General features: G+C 64.3%; 12 protein-coding genes. All 12 read left to right on the top strand.

From position 1 onward, the window contains the following. Positions 1–7: 7 nt before the first annotated feature. A complete protein-coding gene (locus AC1Q6X_RS20465; protein ID WP_121670421.1) occupies positions 8–331 on the top strand; it encodes a thioredoxin family protein in 324 nt (107 codons plus the stop codon). 585 nt (positions 332–916) lie between these two features. Next, a complete protein-coding gene (locus AC1Q6X_RS20460) occupies positions 917–2,203 on the top strand; it encodes an MFS transporter (RefSeq protein ID WP_070290424.1) in 1,287 nt (428 codons plus the stop codon). Between the two features lie 247 nt (positions 2,204–2,450). Further along, a complete protein-coding gene (locus AC1Q6X_RS20455; protein WP_099410802.1) occupies positions 2,451–3,470 on the top strand; it encodes an ABC transporter substrate-binding protein in 1,020 nt (339 codons plus the stop codon). A 203-nt stretch (positions 3,471–3,673) separates the two neighbouring features. After that, on the top strand, positions 3,674–5,848 hold the full coding sequence (locus tag AC1Q6X_RS20450; RefSeq protein WP_492498262.1) for an ABC transporter permease: 2,175 nt from the start codon (positions 3,674–3,676) through the stop codon (positions 5,846–5,848). After that, on the top strand, positions 5,845–6,930 hold the full coding sequence (locus AC1Q6X_RS20445) for an ABC transporter ATP-binding protein (RefSeq protein ID WP_121670419.1): 1,086 nt from the start codon (positions 5,845–5,847) through the stop codon (positions 6,928–6,930). The genes AC1Q6X_RS20450 and AC1Q6X_RS20445 overlap by 4 nt, the downstream gene beginning before the upstream one ends. After that, entirely contained in the window at positions 6,927–7,760 is an 834-nt protein-coding gene (locus AC1Q6X_RS20440) for an inositol monophosphatase family protein (RefSeq protein ID WP_070290420.1), read from the top strand. Before AC1Q6X_RS20445 ends, AC1Q6X_RS20440 begins: the two co-directional genes overlap by 4 nt. A 110-nt stretch (positions 7,761–7,870) precedes the next feature. Beyond that, complete coding sequence (locus AC1Q6X_RS20435; protein WP_083287339.1) at positions 7,871–8,971, top strand: porin; 1,101 nt, start codon at positions 7,871–7,873, stop codon at positions 8,969–8,971. 70 nt (positions 8,972–9,041) lie between these two features. Further along, a complete protein-coding gene (gene iolG, locus AC1Q6X_RS20430) occupies positions 9,042–10,031 on the top strand; it encodes an inositol 2-dehydrogenase (protein WP_492498261.1) in 990 nt (329 codons plus the stop codon). Positions 10,032–10,043: 12 nt separating this feature from the next. Further along, positions 10,044–11,990 carry a bifunctional 5-dehydro-2-deoxygluconokinase/5-dehydro-2-deoxyphosphogluconate aldolase gene (locus AC1Q6X_RS20425; RefSeq protein ID WP_492498260.1) on the top strand — a complete coding sequence of 649 codons (1,947 nt, stop codon included), beginning with the start codon at positions 10,044–10,046 and terminating at the stop codon, positions 11,988–11,990. Next, positions 11,987–13,816 (top strand): 3D-(3,5/4)-trihydroxycyclohexane-1,2-dione acylhydrolase (decyclizing), encoded by a 1,830-nt coding sequence (iolD, locus tag AC1Q6X_RS20420; RefSeq protein WP_492498259.1) that lies wholly within the window; start codon positions 11,987–11,989, stop codon positions 13,814–13,816. The genes AC1Q6X_RS20425 and iolD overlap by 4 nt, the downstream gene beginning before the upstream one ends. A 1-nt stretch (position 13,817) precedes the next feature. Further along, positions 13,818–14,732, top strand: a complete 915-nt coding sequence (iolE, locus tag AC1Q6X_RS20415) for a myo-inosose-2 dehydratase (protein WP_492498258.1) — start codon at positions 13,818–13,820, stop codon at positions 14,730–14,732. Beyond that, on the top strand, positions 14,729–14,952 hold a 224-nt coding region (locus AC1Q6X_RS20410; RefSeq protein ID WP_492498257.1), incomplete at its 3' end, for a 5-deoxy-glucuronate isomerase. The genes iolE and AC1Q6X_RS20410, both read left to right, overlap by 4 nt.

The raw sequence follows: 14,952 nt of genomic DNA, 5'->3' as shown, positions 1-14,952 counted from the left end.
GGGCGGCATGATGAACGACACATATTCCGTAGCACAACCGACGCGCGCCGAGATCGACGCCCTGGCGGGGCCGGCCCTGCTGGAATTCGGCACGGGCTGGTGCGGCCACTGCCGCGCCACAGAAGCGCCGCTGGCCGCCGCGTTGGCGCAGCACCCCGCGGTAGCGCATATTCGCGTGGAAGACGGCCCCGGCCGCGCGCTGGGGCGCTCATTCCGCGTGAAACTGTGGCCGACCCTGATTTTCCTGAAAGATGGCCAGGAAGTGGCGCGCCTCGTGCGCCCGCTCGACAGCCGCGAGATCGAGCAGACTTTTGCATTGATCGATGCGTAGGTCAGTATAGGTGGGCGTAGGTCGGCGTAGGTCGGCTTAGCGCAGCGTAAGCCGACACCACCGTACATGCTCCATCACAACTTCTTGCCGCACCGCAGCACTGCGCGTATGATAAGCCGCTTACAGCAAGATCAACCGCATCCTGCGTGATGCAGCGCGATCATCGCCGGCCCGCTCCACCCGGAGGGGCCGCAGGCAAGGACTCACCACAAATGACCGATGCCGCGATGCCGACGCGCGGGTCTGGTACGGAATGCCTGGCGATACGCCGGGCCTGATACACGTCGCCCATCCCCTGACGCCTTTCCTGCCGTGCCCCGGGTAACCGGATGGCGCACGACCGTTGTTTCTCTAAATCAGCACTGATCACGGCGCGTTAGCGCGCGTTGGTACACCGTTGTCTGCCGTTAACAACGGCGTGTTGCGGCGTGGAATTTGTTTGCGAATTTAATAGCAATTTCGCAGCAAATACGCCCGCGCACAGCTATGATATGTGAACCGCGCGCCTAGACAACGTGCTGTGCTGCTGCCTGAAAAAACATCCAGAGAATGGCCTTTAGACACCCTCCCCAAGGAGCGCAGTAAATGAGCACCCCCCCCAAGAAAAATTCCCCCGGCACGGTGCTGTTCGCCAGCCTGATCGGCACCACCATCGAGTTCTTTGACTTTTATATCTACGCCACCGCCGCCGTGCTGGTGTTCCCGAAACTGTTCTTCCCCGCCGGCGACCCGTCGGCCGCCGTGCTGCAGTCGCTGGCCACGTTCGCCATCGCCTTCTTCGCCCGCCCCATCGGTTCGGCCGTGTTCGGCCACTTCGGCGACCGCATCGGCCGCAAGGCCACTCTCGTGGCGGCCCTGCTGACCATGGGTATCTCCACCGTCATCATCGGCTTGCTGCCGACGTATGCCGCCATCGGCACCTTGGCGCCGCTGCTGCTGGCGCTGTGCCGTTTCGGCCAGGGCCTGGGCCTGGGCGGCGAGTGGGGCGGCGCGGTGCTGCTGGCAACCGAGAACGCGCCACCGGGCAAACGCGCCTGGTACGGCATGTTCCCGCAGCTGGGCGCGCCGATCGGCTTTTTCCTGTCGGGCGGCATCTTCCTGCTGCTGAGCGAAACCATGACCGATGAGCAGTTCTTCAGCTACGGCTGGCGCATCCCGTTCCTCGCCAGCGCGCTGCTGGTCATCGTCGGCCTGTACGTGCGCCTGAAGATCACGGAAACGCCGGACTTCCAGAAAGTCATCGACAAGAACGAAGTCGTCAAGCTGCCCGTGGCCACCGTGTTCCGCCAGCATGGCCGCATGCTGTTCCTGGGCACCATCATCGCCCTGGCCACCTTCGTGCTGTTCTACCTGATGACGGTGTTCGCGCTGAGCTGGGGCACGACCAAGCTGGGCTTCACGCGCAAGGAATTCCTCGTCGTGCAGCTGTTTGCCGTGCTGTTCTTCGCCCTGACGATACCGTTTTCGGCCGTGCTGGCCGACCGCCGCGGCCGCCGCGCCACCCTGATCTGGGTCTCCGTCGCCATCGCCATCTTCGGCCTGGTGCTCGCGCCGATGTTCGGCTCGGGCGTGACGTGGGAAGTGACCGTCTTCATGGCTGTCGGCCTGGGCTTGATGGGCATGACCTACGGACCGCTGGGCACGATGTTGTCCGAGCTGTTCCCGCCCGAGGTGCGCTACACGGGCGCTTCGCTCACGTTCAACCTGGCGGGCATCCTGGGCGCCTCGCTGGCGCCGTACATCGCCACCTGGCTGGCTACCAACTACGGTCTGCAGTACGTGGGTTATTACCTGTCGCTGGCGGCCGTGCTGACCCTGGGTGCGCTGCTGATGGTGGGCAAGCCGCGCGCGGGCAAGGAAGCCTGGCAGTAACACGCCTCTGACCCCGGAGCATCCGAAAGCCGCCAGCTGCAACCAGCTGGCGGCTTTTTTTGTCGGTAAAACGCCACGCCGCACGCCTGCCGAGATTCTTGTTGACAGTCAAAATCGGCTGGTGGTAAGGTGTGCACACGTGTGCAATACAGTGCAAGGCCTTACAAAGCACATCCCGGGACAGTGACACCGCAAGATAGCGGTGCGGTCTGAAGTACCACAACGATAACGAACTTGGAGTGAGACGATGAAGATGCGCAATGTTGCGATTGCTATAAGCCTGGCCCTGCCGATGACGGCCATGGCCGCCGAGGAACGCCTGTCCGTGCTGTGCTCGGCCGACATGGAATGGTGCCAGCTGATGAAGAACCGCTTCGAGGCGGAAAGCAAGATCAAGGTATCGATGATCAGGAAGAGCGCGGGGGAAGCCTACGCGAAGATCCGCGCCGAAGCGTCGAACCCGAAATCGGACATCTGGTGGGGCGGCACGGGCGACCCGCACCTGCAGGCCGCCGCCGAAGGCTATACGGAAGAATACAAGTCGCCCACCCTGCCCAAGCTGCAGCCGTGGGCGCTCAAGCAGGCCGAGACGGCCAAGTACCGCACCGTCGGCATCTACATCGGCATCCTGGGCCTGGCCTACAACGAAAACGTGCTGAAGAAGAAAAACCTGCCGCCGCCCCAGTGCTGGAAAGACCTCGTCAAGCCCGCCTACAAGGGCGAGATCGAGATGGCCAACCCGAACTCCTCGGGCGCCGCCTACAACGCGCTGGCCACCGTGGTGCAGCTGTTCGGCGAAGAGGAAGCCTTCGATTTCCTGGCGAAAATGGGCCAGAACGTCAGCAAGTATCCGAACGCGGGCGTGGCGCCGGGCGAGGACGTGGGCCGCGGCGAAGCGGGCGTGGCCATCGGCTTCATGCATGACCTGATGAAACTCACCGTGGCCGGCTTTCCCGTGAAAGTCTTGCCGCCCTGCGAAGGCACGGGCTACGAGATCGGCTCGATGAGCATCGTCAAGGGCGCGAAAAACATGGAGCAGGCAAAGAAATTCTATGAATTCGCCCTGCGTCCCGACGTGCAGAGCGAAGCCGTCAAGGCGCTGGCCTTCCAGATCCCGTCCAACGCGGCCGCCACCATTCCCGCCGCCTCGCCGCGCCTGGAAAACATCAAGACCATCAACTACGACTTCGCCAAGTATGGCGCCTCGGACACGCGCAAGCGCCTGCTGCAACGCTGGACCACGCAGATTTATTCTGCCGGCAATTAACGCGCGCCAAAACTTACTGCGCGTCGCGATTTGCAGCCTGCGATGCTCACTGTGCTAGCGCACAGCTGCGCGTCTCGGCCGCAACTCACTGCCGCTCGCTACAGTTTTGGCAGGCGTTAAACCTATATACATTGTTCAAAACGTCTGGAAAACAGAGCGCACCGCGCAACAGAATTTCAGACGTTCATAGTTGGATGAAACTCATGAAAAAGATATTTTACGGCTGGCTGCTGGCCGCTTTGGCAGCGTTGTGCCTGTTGCCCTGGCAGCAGCAGGAAGCGGGCCTGTTCGCGGGCGAATGGCTGCGCGACGGCCAGTTCTTCAGTGAACGTGGCGCACCGGCCGTGTTGCACGTGCTGTCGTTCGGCGCCTGGCCGCTGGGCGTGTTCTTTGCCCTGATCGCCGCCAGCGCCGCGCTGGTGGCCGGCAATCCCCACCGCAAGACCCTGGGCCTGGGCCAGATCGCCCTCGGCGGCGCGGGCCTGCTGTGGCTGGCATGGCTGGGCTGGGGGCCGCTGGCCGCCGGCACCGGCCTCGGTTTCGGCGCGCTGCTGCTGGCGCTGTGCCTGCTGTTCCTGCTGACCTCGGGCGCCGCCGCCTGCGGCGTGTGCGGCGGCGACGCCTTCGTGGCCGGCGCCATCGGCCTCATCATCTGCCTCATTTCCCTGTTCGTGCTGTTCCCCGTCGCGCTGATCCTGGTCAGCGCCGGCCAGCCCCTGGACGATGGCGGCACGGGCGCCGCCGCCCTGGCGCGCCGCCTGGCCGACCCCGGCATCTGGAGCCTCAATTGCGTGGCCGGTCCCGGCCGCTGCGGCGTGGCCTGGAACACCCTGGCGCTGGCCTTGCTGACGGGCGTGTCGGCCACCTTCCTCGGTCTCGTGTTCGCCCTGCTGGTCACACGCACGAATGGCCGCTGGGTACGCCCCATGCGCGCCATCACGATTCTCCCCATCGTCACGCCGCCGTTCGTGCTGGGCCTGGCGCTGATCTTGCTGTTCGGCCGCAACGGCGCCATCACGGGCCTCGTCGGCGAACTATTTGGCATCGAACAAAGCCGCTGGCTGTACGGCATGACGGGCGTGTGGCTGTCGCAGATGCTGGCCTTTGCGCCGATCGCCTTCATGACATTGATCGGCGTGGTCGAAGGCGTCAGCCCCTCGCTGGAAGAAGCGTCGGGCACCCTGGGCGCCAGCAGCTGGCAAACCTTCGTCAAGGTCTCCTTGCCGCTGATGCGTCCCGGCATCGCCAATGCCTTCCTGTTGTGCTTTATCGAAAGCATGGCCGACTTCGGCAACCCGATGGTCTTGGGCGGCAACTTCCACGTGCTGTCGACGGAAATTTTCTTTTCCGTGGTGGGCGCCTCGAACGACCAGGGCCGCGCGGCGACTTTGGCCATCGTGCTGCTGACGTTTGCCGTGGGCGCCTTCTTCATCCAGAACCTGTGGCTGGGCAAGAAATCGTATGTGACGGTGACGGGCAAGGCCGACCATGGCGGCCACGCCTTGCTCAACCCGCGCCTGAAAACCACCTTGTGGACCATCGCCCTGCCATGGTTCGCCTTCACGGCCCTGATCTACGGCACCGTGGTGGCGGGCGGCTTCGTGAACAACTGGGGCCAGGACAATGCCTTCACCTTGCGCCATTACATCGACGCCTTCGGCATCACGGCGGGCGCTGCCGGCTGGCACTGGACGGGCCAGGCCTGGCCGTCGCTGTTCACCACCTTGACGATTTCGGCCATCGCCGCGCCCTTGACGGCCTTTGTCGGCATCCTGTCGGCCTGGCTGCTGGTGCGCCAGCAATTCGCCCTGAAGAGCGCGTTCGAGTTCGGCACCATGCTCAGCTTTGCCATTCCCGGCACCGTCATCGGCATCAGCTACATCCTGGCGTTCAACTCGGCGCCGATTGAATTGACGGGCACGGCGACGATTCTGATCCTGTGCTTTGTCTTCCGCAACATGCCGATGGGATTGCGCACGGGCATCGCCGCCATGCGCCAGCTCGACGGCAGCCTGGACGAGGCGTCGATCACCCTGGGCGCCAGCAGCTGGACCACCATGCGCAAGGTCATCCTGCCGCTGCTGCGCCCGGCCATCGCCTCGGCCCTCGTGTATGGCTTCGTGCGTTCGATCACGTCGATCTCGGCCGTCGTCTTCCTCGTCAGCGCCGATTACGACATGGCCACGTCCTACATCATCGGCCTGGTGTCGAACGGTAACTACGGCACGGCCATCGCCTATGCCACGGTGCTGATCGTCATCATCCTGCTGTGCATCCAATTGATCCATTTGTTGGTCGGCAAGCGCCGCCTTCGCCGCGTCAGCGCCGAAAAAACGCTGCCGGCCGCCGTTCCCAACCTGGAAAAGAGCTACGCATGAACCACTTTACTACCCAAGCAACAGAGCTTGCTGCGCTGGAATTCGATGGTGTTACCAAGCGCTACGGCAAGGCCCTGGCCGTGAACGATGTGTCGTTCACGATCGCCCCGCGCACCATGGTCACCCTGCTGGGCCCCAGCGGCTGCGGAAAGACGTCCACCCTGCGCCTGATCGCGGGCCTGGAACGCGTCAGCGCCGGGCGCATCCTGCTGGCCGGCGAGGACGTCACCCTGACCTCCGCCGCCGAGCGCGACGTCAGCATGGTGTTCCAAAGTTATGCACTGTTTCCGCACATGACGGTGCTCGATAACGTGTGCTACGGCTTGACCGTCTCGGGCGAGACCAAGCCGCGCGCCGTGGAACGGGCGCAGGAAAGCCTGCGCCTGGTGGGCCTGGCCGACTTTGCCGCGCGCTTCCCCAACGAGTTGTCGGGCGGCCAGCAGCAGAGGGTGGCCGTGGCCCGTTCGCTGGTGCTGCAGCCCAAGGTCTTGCTGCTGGACGAGCCGCTGTCGAACCTGGACACGAAACTGCGCCGCCGCGTGCGCGACGAGATCCGCGACATTCAGGTCAAGCTGGGCTTGACGGCCGTGTACGTCACGCATGACCAGGAAGAGGCGCTGGCCATTTCCGACCAGATCATCGTCATGAACCGCCAGGTGATCGCGCAAAAGGGCACGCCGCACGAGCTGTTCGAGTCGCCGGCCGACAAGTTCGTCGCCGACTTCATCTGCAACGCGAACATCGTCGATGGCGTGATCGAATCGGTGGCCGACGGCAAGGCCGTCTGCGTCATGGGCAAGCTGCGGCTGCGCCTGCCATGCCGCAGCCAGCGCAGCGGCGAAGCGAGTTTCGCCGTGCGTCCGGAAGCGATCCTGCTGTCGCCCGCGCAGCCGGACAGCGCCATGGTGGTGCGCGTGGCGCGCGCCACTTACCTGGGACGCGAAATGCAATACACGCTCGAGACGCCGGTCGGCGAACTGTTTGCCGTCTCGCACGACTTGAGCCAGGTTTTCACGCAAGGCACATCGGTCGCCATGACCGTACACGAACATGGCGCAGCCATCATTGGAGGACAAGCATGACAGATATGACACAGGCAGCGGTACTGGCCGACGCGGCGACCCTGGAACGCTATGCCTACGCCCGGCACATCATCGGCCAGGCGGGCGAGATCGCGCTGGGCATGTTCCAGCGCCGCACGGAACTGGTGATCGAGGAAAAGGGCTTGCAGGACATGGTCAGCATCGCCGACCGCATGGTCGAGGATTTCCTGCGCGCGCAGATCGCCGAGCGCTTCCCGGAAGACGCCGTGGTGGGCGAGGAGCGGGGCGGCGGCGCGTCCGACGCGCGCTGCGTGTGGGTCATCGATCCCATCGACGGCACGGCCTGTTTCGTCAACGGCATGCTGGCCTGGTGCGTGTCGATCGGCGTGCTGGTCGACGGCCAGCCCGCCATCGGCGCCGTGTACGACCCGAATGCGGACGAGCTGTTCCACGCCTGCCTGGGGCAGGGCGCGCATGTGACGGCGAAGGCGGGCGAAACGCGGCTGCGCGTCAACGACGTGGCCAGCCTGCAGGGCGGCGTGCTGGGCGTGGGCTTTTCGCACCGCGTGGGCACCGATACCTTTTTGCCCTTCCTGCTCGACGTGCTGGAAGAGGGCGGCATGTTCATCCGCAACGGTTCCGGCGCACTGATGATCGCCTACGTGGCGGCCGGGCGCCTGATCGGCTATTTCGAGCCGCACATCAATTCCTGGGATTGCCTGGCGGGCATCGTGCTCGTCAACGAGGCGGGCGGGCGCTGCAATGATTTCCTGGCAGATAACGGCCTGGAAAAGGGCAACCCCATCCTGGTGGGCGGCCCCCGCTTGTATCCGCAACTGGCGGCGCTGGCCTTGCCGCGTTGTACCTGAACACATTGACTGAAAGGGAGGGCAGGCGTCCGGCGAGGGACGCATGTAGTGGCAACACGCTGTTGAGCATCATGAGTAATCCACCACCATAAAAACAAGCAGGAGACAAAATGAAAAACGGGATGAAAAAGAGCACCATGCAGTTGAACAAGATCGCCGCCGTATTGTTGCTGGTCGCACCAGGTTGCGTGCTGGCCGAATCGAGCGTCGTCGTGTACGGCCGGATCCACGCGGGCTTCGACCGTATCGAAACGTCAAGCTCGGCCACGGCGCCGAATGGCGAGTCGGTATCGCGCGTATCGGACAATTCCTCGAAGATCGGCTTCCGGGGAAGGGAAGATTTGGGCAATGGCAACACGGCCTTCTTCCAGATCGAGGGCAATGCCAAGCTCGACGATGGCACGGGCGCCATCAATAGCAAGGATACCTTTGTCGGGCTGGAAAACCCCGCCTATGGCCGCATCGCGCTGGGCCGCTTCGCCACGCCGATCCGCCAGATCAACGGCTACACCAACCGTTTCGTGGGCGAAGGCATCCAGGATGACGCCAACATTTCGCAGCTGGGCGGCGAAGGCTTCAACCGCCGCAGTTCGAACGCCGTCAGCTATCGCACGCCCGTGGTACAGGGATTCAGCGCCACGATTTACCGCGCCAGCGAAAACGAGGCATCGAACGGCGACCGCATCTATTCGGGCATCGTGCAATACGCAAACGGTCCCGTGAAGGGCGCCGTCGGCTATGAAAAGCACAAGGACTTGCGTCCTGGCTTCAGCGAAAAGATGTTCCGCGCCGTGGGCAATTACAACTTCGGCGGCGGCGACGTAGGCGTGGCCTGGAACCGCATGGTGTATGACGTGGCCGGCGGCGACTTGCAGCGCGACTACTTCACCATCACGGGCGCCTACAAGGCGGGCGGCGGTGCCTTCATCGGCCGTTTCGGCGTGGCAGGCGACGTGTCGGGCAGCGCGCCCAACGGCAGCAGCGTGACCATCAAGGCCACCACCCTGGTGCGCGGCGACGACAGCGGCGCCAAGCAGGCGACCCTGGGCTACGAATATTACTTGTCCAAGCGCAGCACCGTGTATGCCTACTACACGCAAACGAATAACGACAAGAACGCCAACTACACGTTTGGCGGCAATGCCTTCGCCGCCACCAAGAAGGGTGCCAAGCTCAGCGGTGTAATGCTGGGCGTCATCCACCTGTTTTAACTTTTTTAGCCCGGATTTGCACACGTGTGCATTTCCGGGCCAAGCGATACCGACTATCAAGGAGATGGAAATGATTCAAGTGGCATTGTTCGGCGCCGGGCGCATCGGCCGCATTCACGCCGGCAATCTGGTACGCCAGCCCGGCGTGCGCCTGAAATACGTGGTAGACGTGCATGCGGGCGCGGCGGCGGAAGTGGCGGCCCTGCATGGCGCCAGCGTCGCCAGCGTGGAGGCTGTGCAGGCCGACCCGGAAGTCAAGGCCGTGCTGATCGCGTCGAGCACGGATACGCATGCGGACCTGATCGTGCGCGCGGCCGCCGCCGGCAAGGCCATCTTTTGCGAAAAGCCCGTCGACCTGACCCTGGAGCGCGCGCGCGCCGCCGCCGCTGCCGTCAAGGACGCGGGCGTGCTGTGCATGATCGGCTTCCAGCGCCGCTACGACCCCACGTTTGCCGCCGTCAAGCAGCGCATCGCGGCGGGCGAAATCGGCACGCCGGAGTTGCTCATCGTCACCAGCCGCGATCCGGGCCCGCCGCCCGTCAGCTACATCCAGGTGTCGGGCGGCATCTTCAAGGATATGCTGATCCACGATTTCGACATCTTCCGCTGGATACTCGACGATGAAGCCGTCAGCGTGCATGCCACGGGCAGCTGCCTGGTCGATCCGGCCATCGGCGCGGCGGGCGATCTCGACTGCACGGCTGTGACCATCCGCACGGCGAAGGGACGCTTGTGCCAGATCAATACGACGCGCCGCGCCGCCTACGGCTACGACCAGCGTTTCGAAGTGCTGGGCAGCGCCGGCATGCTGCAGGCAGGCAACCACAAGCCGACGGAAGTGACGGCCTATGGTGCCGTCAACGTCAGCGTGGACAAGCCGGAAGACTTTTTCCTGGAACGCTACCGCGCCGCCTACGCCAGCGAAATGGCGCACTTTTTCGACGCCTTTGCCCATGGCGCGGCGCTGCGCACCACCGTCCACGATGGCTTGAAGGCGCTGGAACTGGCCGAAGCGGCCACCGTGTCGTGGCGCGAGCAGCGCATCGTGCAACTGTCATAAGGAAACAATGCCATGAAGAATACGACTGAATTTGCCCAGGGCCGCGCGCTCGACGTGATCTGCCTGGGCCGCCTGGCGGTGGACCTGTACGCGCAGCAGATCGGCAGCACCCTGGAAGACGCGACGAGCTTTGCCAAATACCTGGGCGGCTCTTCCGCCAATATCGCCTTCGGCACGGCCAGGCTGGGCTTGAAGTCCGCCATGCTGTCGAAGGTGGGCGATGACCACATGGGCCGTTTCCTCACCGATACCTTGGCGCAGGAGGGCTGCGACGTCAGCCACGTCGGCATCGACCGCGAGCGGCTCACGGCCCTCGTCATGCTGGGCATCAAGGACAAGCACACCTTCCCGCTGATCTTTTATCGCGAAAATTGCGCCGACATGGCCATCGAAGCGTCCAGCGTCGACGCCGCCTTTGTCGCTTCCAGCAAAGCGTTATTAATCACCGGCACGCATTTCTCGACTAGCGCCATGCACGCCGTCAGCACGCAAGCTCTGAAATTGGCGCGCACGAACAACGTGCGCACCGTGCTCGACATCGATTACCGGCCTGTGCTGTGGGGCTTGTCGGGCAAGGCGGACGGCGAAACGCGGTTCGTCTCGAACGATGGCGTCACTAAGCACTTGCAGGCGATCCTGCCGCAGTTCGACCTGATCGTAGGCACGGAAGAGGAATTCATGATCGCCGGCGGCGGTGCCGACATCATGGCGTCCCTGCGCGCCGTGCGCAAGGTGAGCAGTGCAACCCTGGTGGTCAAGCGCGGGCCGCTGGGCTGCGCCGTCATCGAGGCGGCCATTCCTGCCGGTCTCGATCAGGCGTTCAACTATCAGGGCGTGCGCGTGGAAGTCTTGAACGTGCTCGGTGCGGGCGACGCTTTTCTGTCCGGTTTCCTGAAAGGCTGGCTGCGCGGCGAGGATTACGAAGCGTGCTGCCGCTACGCGAACGGCTGCGGCGCCCTCGTCGTGTCGCGCCACGGCTGCGCGCCGGCCATGCCGTCGCCCGTCGAGCTCGACTATTTCCTGGCCAATGCGGCAAAGCTCACGCAGCCGGACCAGGATGCGACCTTGTCGCGCCTGCACCGCACGACGGTGGCGCGCAAACAGTGGAATGAGTTGTGCGTGTTCGCGTTCGATCACCGCACGCAATTCTTTGAGCTGGCCCAGCAGGGCGTGAGCGACGAAGCGCGGATTTCAAAGCTCAAGCAACTGTTCGTGCAAGCCGTGGGCCAGACGGAAGCGGCGCGCGGCTTGCAGGGCGGCACGGGCGTGCTGATCGATGACCGCTATGGTGTCGACGCGCTCAACGATGCGACGGGGCGCGGCTGGTGGATAGGCCGTCCCGTCGAGATGCCGGGCTCGAATCCCTTGCAGTTCGACTGGGGCCGTTCGCTGGCGTCGCGCTTGACGCAGTGGCCGAAGGAGCACGTGATCAAGTGCCTGGTGCAGCTGCATCCCGACGATACGCCGGAAAACCGCCTGGAACAGGAAGCGCAAATCAAGGGCTTGTACGACGCGGCGCAAATCACGGGCCATGAATTGCTGCTGGAAATTATTCCTGCCAAGTCCTTGCCGCAGCACGACGACACCGTGTATCGCGCGGTGAAACGCCTGTACAACCTCGGCATCTACCCGGAATGGTGGAAACTGGAAAGTATGTCCGCCCAGCAATGGCAAGCCATCGATGCCCTCGTGCATGAGCGCGATCCGTATTGCCGTGGCGTGGTGCTGCTGGGCTTGAACGCGCCGATTGCCGCCCTGGCCGCCAGTTTCGAGCAGGCCAGTGCCAGCACCACTTGCCGCGGCTTCATGGTGGGCCGCACCATCTTCCAGGAACCGAGCCGCCGCTGGCTGGCCGGCGAACTCGACGATGCGGGCCTGATCGCCGCCGTGCGCGCCAATTTCGAGCAGCTGATTGCCCTGTGGCAGCGCACGCGCAACCGCCTGGAGCGTGCCGCATGAGCGCCACCATCAGATTGACCATGGCGCAGGCGCTGGTGCGCTATCTGTCGGTATTGCGTACCGAGGATGGTCAGCCTTTGTTCGGCGGCGCCTTCGCCATCTTTGGCCACGGCAACGTGGCGGGCCTGGGCGAGGCGCTGTACCAGTACCGCGAGCAATTTCCCACCTACCGCGCCCACAATGAACAGGCGATGGCGCATGCGGCCATCGCCTATGCGAAAGCGCACATGCGCCGGCGCATGATGGCGGTGACCAGCTCCATCGGTCCGGGTGCGACGAATCTGCTCACCGCCGCCGCCTTGGCGCACGTCAACCGCCTGCCCGTGCTCTTGCTGCCGGGCGACGTCTTCGTTTCGCGCGCGCCCGACCCGGTGCTGCAGCAACTGGAAGACGGCACGGATGGCAGCGTGTCGGTCAACGATGCCTTCAAACCGCTGTCGCGCTACTTTGACCGCATCGTGTATCCGGAACAATTGCTCACGGCCTTGCCGCGCGCGATCGCCGCCCTGACGGACGCGGCCGCCTGCGGCCCCGTCACCTTGTCCCTGCCGCAAGACGTGCAGACGATGGCGCATGACTATCCCGTGGATTTCTTTGAACCGAGAGTCGTGCGTTTCCGCGCCGTGCCGCCCGTCGAGCAGGAACTGGAAGAGGCCGCGTTGCTGTTGAAAAACGCAAAACAGCCGCTGATCGTCGCCGGCGGCGGCGTGCTGTACGGCCAGGCCGGCGCCGCCTTGCAGGCGTTTGCCGAACGCCATGGCATACCCGTGGCGGAGACCCAGGCGGGCAAGAGCAGCTTGCCGTGGGACCACCCTTTGCAGCTGGGCGCCATCGGCGTCACCGGTTCGCCGGCCGCCAACAGCCTGGCGGCGCAGGCGGACGTGGTGCTGGCCGTCGGCACGCGCCTGCAGGATTTCACGACAGGGTCGAACTCCCTGTTTGCGCAGGCGCAGCTGCTCAGCCTGAACGTCAACAGCTTTGATGCGCTGAAACGCCGCGGCCTGGGTGTACAAGCGGACGCGACCCTGGGCTTGCAGGGCCTGTCGCGGCTGCTGGGCAGCTGGAATAGCGCGGGCCAGTGGCTGGAGCGCGCGCAGCAGGCAGGCAACGCCTGGCGCGCCACCGTGCTGGCCATTACCGGCAAACGCGAGGTGGCCGGCTTGCCGTATGACGGCGAAGTCATCGGTGCCGTGCAGCGTTCCGCAGTCGACTCCACCACCCGCGACATCGTCGTCTGCGCGGCCGGTACCTTGCCGGCAGAACTGCACAAGCTGTGGCGCACGTCGGCGCCGGGCGGCTACCACATGGAATACGGCTACTCGTGCATGGGCTATGAGATCGCCGGCGGCCTCGGCGTCAAGATGGCCAAGCCGGAAGCCGAGGTCATCGTCATGGTGGGCGACGGCAGCTATCTGATGATGAATTCGGAAATCGCCACCTCCGTCATGCTCGACAAAAAACTCATCATCGTCGTACTCGACAACCGGGGTTACGGCTGCATCAACCGCCTGCAGCAGGCCTGCGGCAATGCCTCGTTCAACAATATGCTGCCCGACAGCGCCCCGCCTATCGACTTCGCCCTGCATGCGCAATCCCTGGGCGCGCTGTCCGAACATGTGGGCTCAATTGCCGAACTGGAACAGGCCATGCTGCGCGCCCGGGCAGCTTCGCGCACGTACCTGATCTGCATCGACACGGACGCCACGCGCACGACGCAGAAGGGCGGCTGCTGGTGGGAAGTGGCCGTGCCCGAGGTCTCCACCCAGTCCGGCGTGCAAGCTGCCCGTGCCCGTTATGAAAACGATCGCCTGAAACAAAGGAATTGAAATGACTACCTGGAATGTACGTATCGGCATCAACCCGATCTCGTGGATGAACGACGATTTACCGAGCCTGGGCGGCGAAACGCCGCTGGAAACGGCGCTGAAGGAAGGCGCCGAGATCGGCTACGTGGGTTTTGAACTGGGCAACAAGTTTCCGAAAGATGCCCCGGCCCTGAACGCCGTGCTGGGCAAATATGGTCTGGCCTGCGTCTCGGGCTGGTATTCGGGCCGCCTGGCGCACCGCTCGGTGGAAGAAGAGATCGCTTCCGTGGCATCGCATTTACGTTTACTTGCCGACAGCGGCGCCACCGTCATGGTCTACGGCGAAGTGGCCGACGCGATCCAGGGCGAAGCGCGCCCCCTGTACAAACGCCCTCGCTTCCAGACGCAGCAGCAATGGCAGGACTACGCCGACAAGTTGACGGCCTTTGCCGCCCACTTGCTGGCGCACGGCGTGCGCCTGGCCTATCACCACCACATGGGCGCCTACGTGGAAACGCCGGCCGACGTGGACCAATTGATGGCCCTGACGGGTCCCGAGGTTGGCTTGCTGTTCGACACCGGCCACATCACCTTCGCCGGCGGCGACGCGCTGGCGGTGCTCAATAAACATATCGACAGGATTTGCCACGTGCATTGCAAGGACGTGCGCCCGAACGTGGTGAAACTGGCCCGCAATGGCCACTGGAGTTTTTTGCAGGCCGTCATCAATGGCGCTTTCAGCGTGCCGGGCGACGGCTGCATCGACTTTCCGGCCATCCTCACACGCCTGTATCTGCACGGCTACGCGGGCTGGCTGGTGGTGGAAGCGGAGCAGGACCCGGCCGTCGCTCCCAGCTATCAATACGCGAAGATGGGCCACGATTACCTGGCGCGCCTGGTCGAGGCCATCCCGCGCCTGGGCCGGGAGGCGGCATGAGCCCGCTGCTGGTCAAAGCAGGCAAGGCCGGCGGCAAGATTGTGGAAGTCACGCCCGCATCGGCCGGCTGGACGCACGTGGGCTTTGCCGCCCACCGCCTGGCAGCGGGCGAGGTCTTGACGCTGGAGACGGGCCGCCGCGAACTGTGCCTCGTCGTGCTGACGGGCACGGTCACGGTGCAGGCGGGCGGGCAGATATGGGAAGGCATCGGCAAGCGCGC

This window comes from Janthinobacterium sp. GW823-FHT06H09, assembly GCF_058794735.1.
Note: the sequence above shows the minus strand (reverse complement) of the source record. Positions and strands in the feature narration are given on the sequence as shown.

Bases quoted from the DNA above. Each gene is read 5' to 3' on its own strand.
- AC1Q6X_RS20465 (WP_121670421.1), top strand. From the start codon at position 8: ATGATGAACGACACATATTCCGTAGCACAACCGACGCGCGCCGAGATC.
- AC1Q6X_RS20460 (WP_070290424.1), top strand. From the start codon at position 917: ATGAGCACCCCCCCCAAGAAAAATTCCCCCGGCACGGTGCTGTTCGCC.
- AC1Q6X_RS20455 (WP_099410802.1), top strand. From the start codon at position 2,451: ATGAAGATGCGCAATGTTGCGATTGCTATAAGCCTGGCCCTGCCGATG.
- AC1Q6X_RS20450 (WP_492498262.1), top strand. From the start codon at position 3,674: ATGAAAAAGATATTTTACGGCTGGCTGCTGGCCGCTTTGGCAGCGTTG.
- AC1Q6X_RS20445 (WP_121670419.1), top strand. From the start codon at position 5,845: ATGAACCACTTTACTACCCAAGCAACAGAGCTTGCTGCGCTGGAATTC.
- AC1Q6X_RS20440 (WP_070290420.1), top strand. From the start codon at position 6,927: ATGACAGATATGACACAGGCAGCGGTACTGGCCGACGCGGCGACCCTG.
- AC1Q6X_RS20435 (WP_083287339.1), top strand. From the start codon at position 7,871: ATGAAAAACGGGATGAAAAAGAGCACCATGCAGTTGAACAAGATCGCC.
- iolG (WP_492498261.1), top strand. From the start codon at position 9,042: ATGATTCAAGTGGCATTGTTCGGCGCCGGGCGCATCGGCCGCATTCAC.
- AC1Q6X_RS20425 (WP_492498260.1), top strand. From the start codon at position 10,044: ATGAAGAATACGACTGAATTTGCCCAGGGCCGCGCGCTCGACGTGATC.
- iolD (WP_492498259.1), top strand. From the start codon at position 11,987: ATGAGCGCCACCATCAGATTGACCATGGCGCAGGCGCTGGTGCGCTAT.
- iolE (WP_492498258.1), top strand. From the start codon at position 13,818: ATGACTACCTGGAATGTACGTATCGGCATCAACCCGATCTCGTGGATG.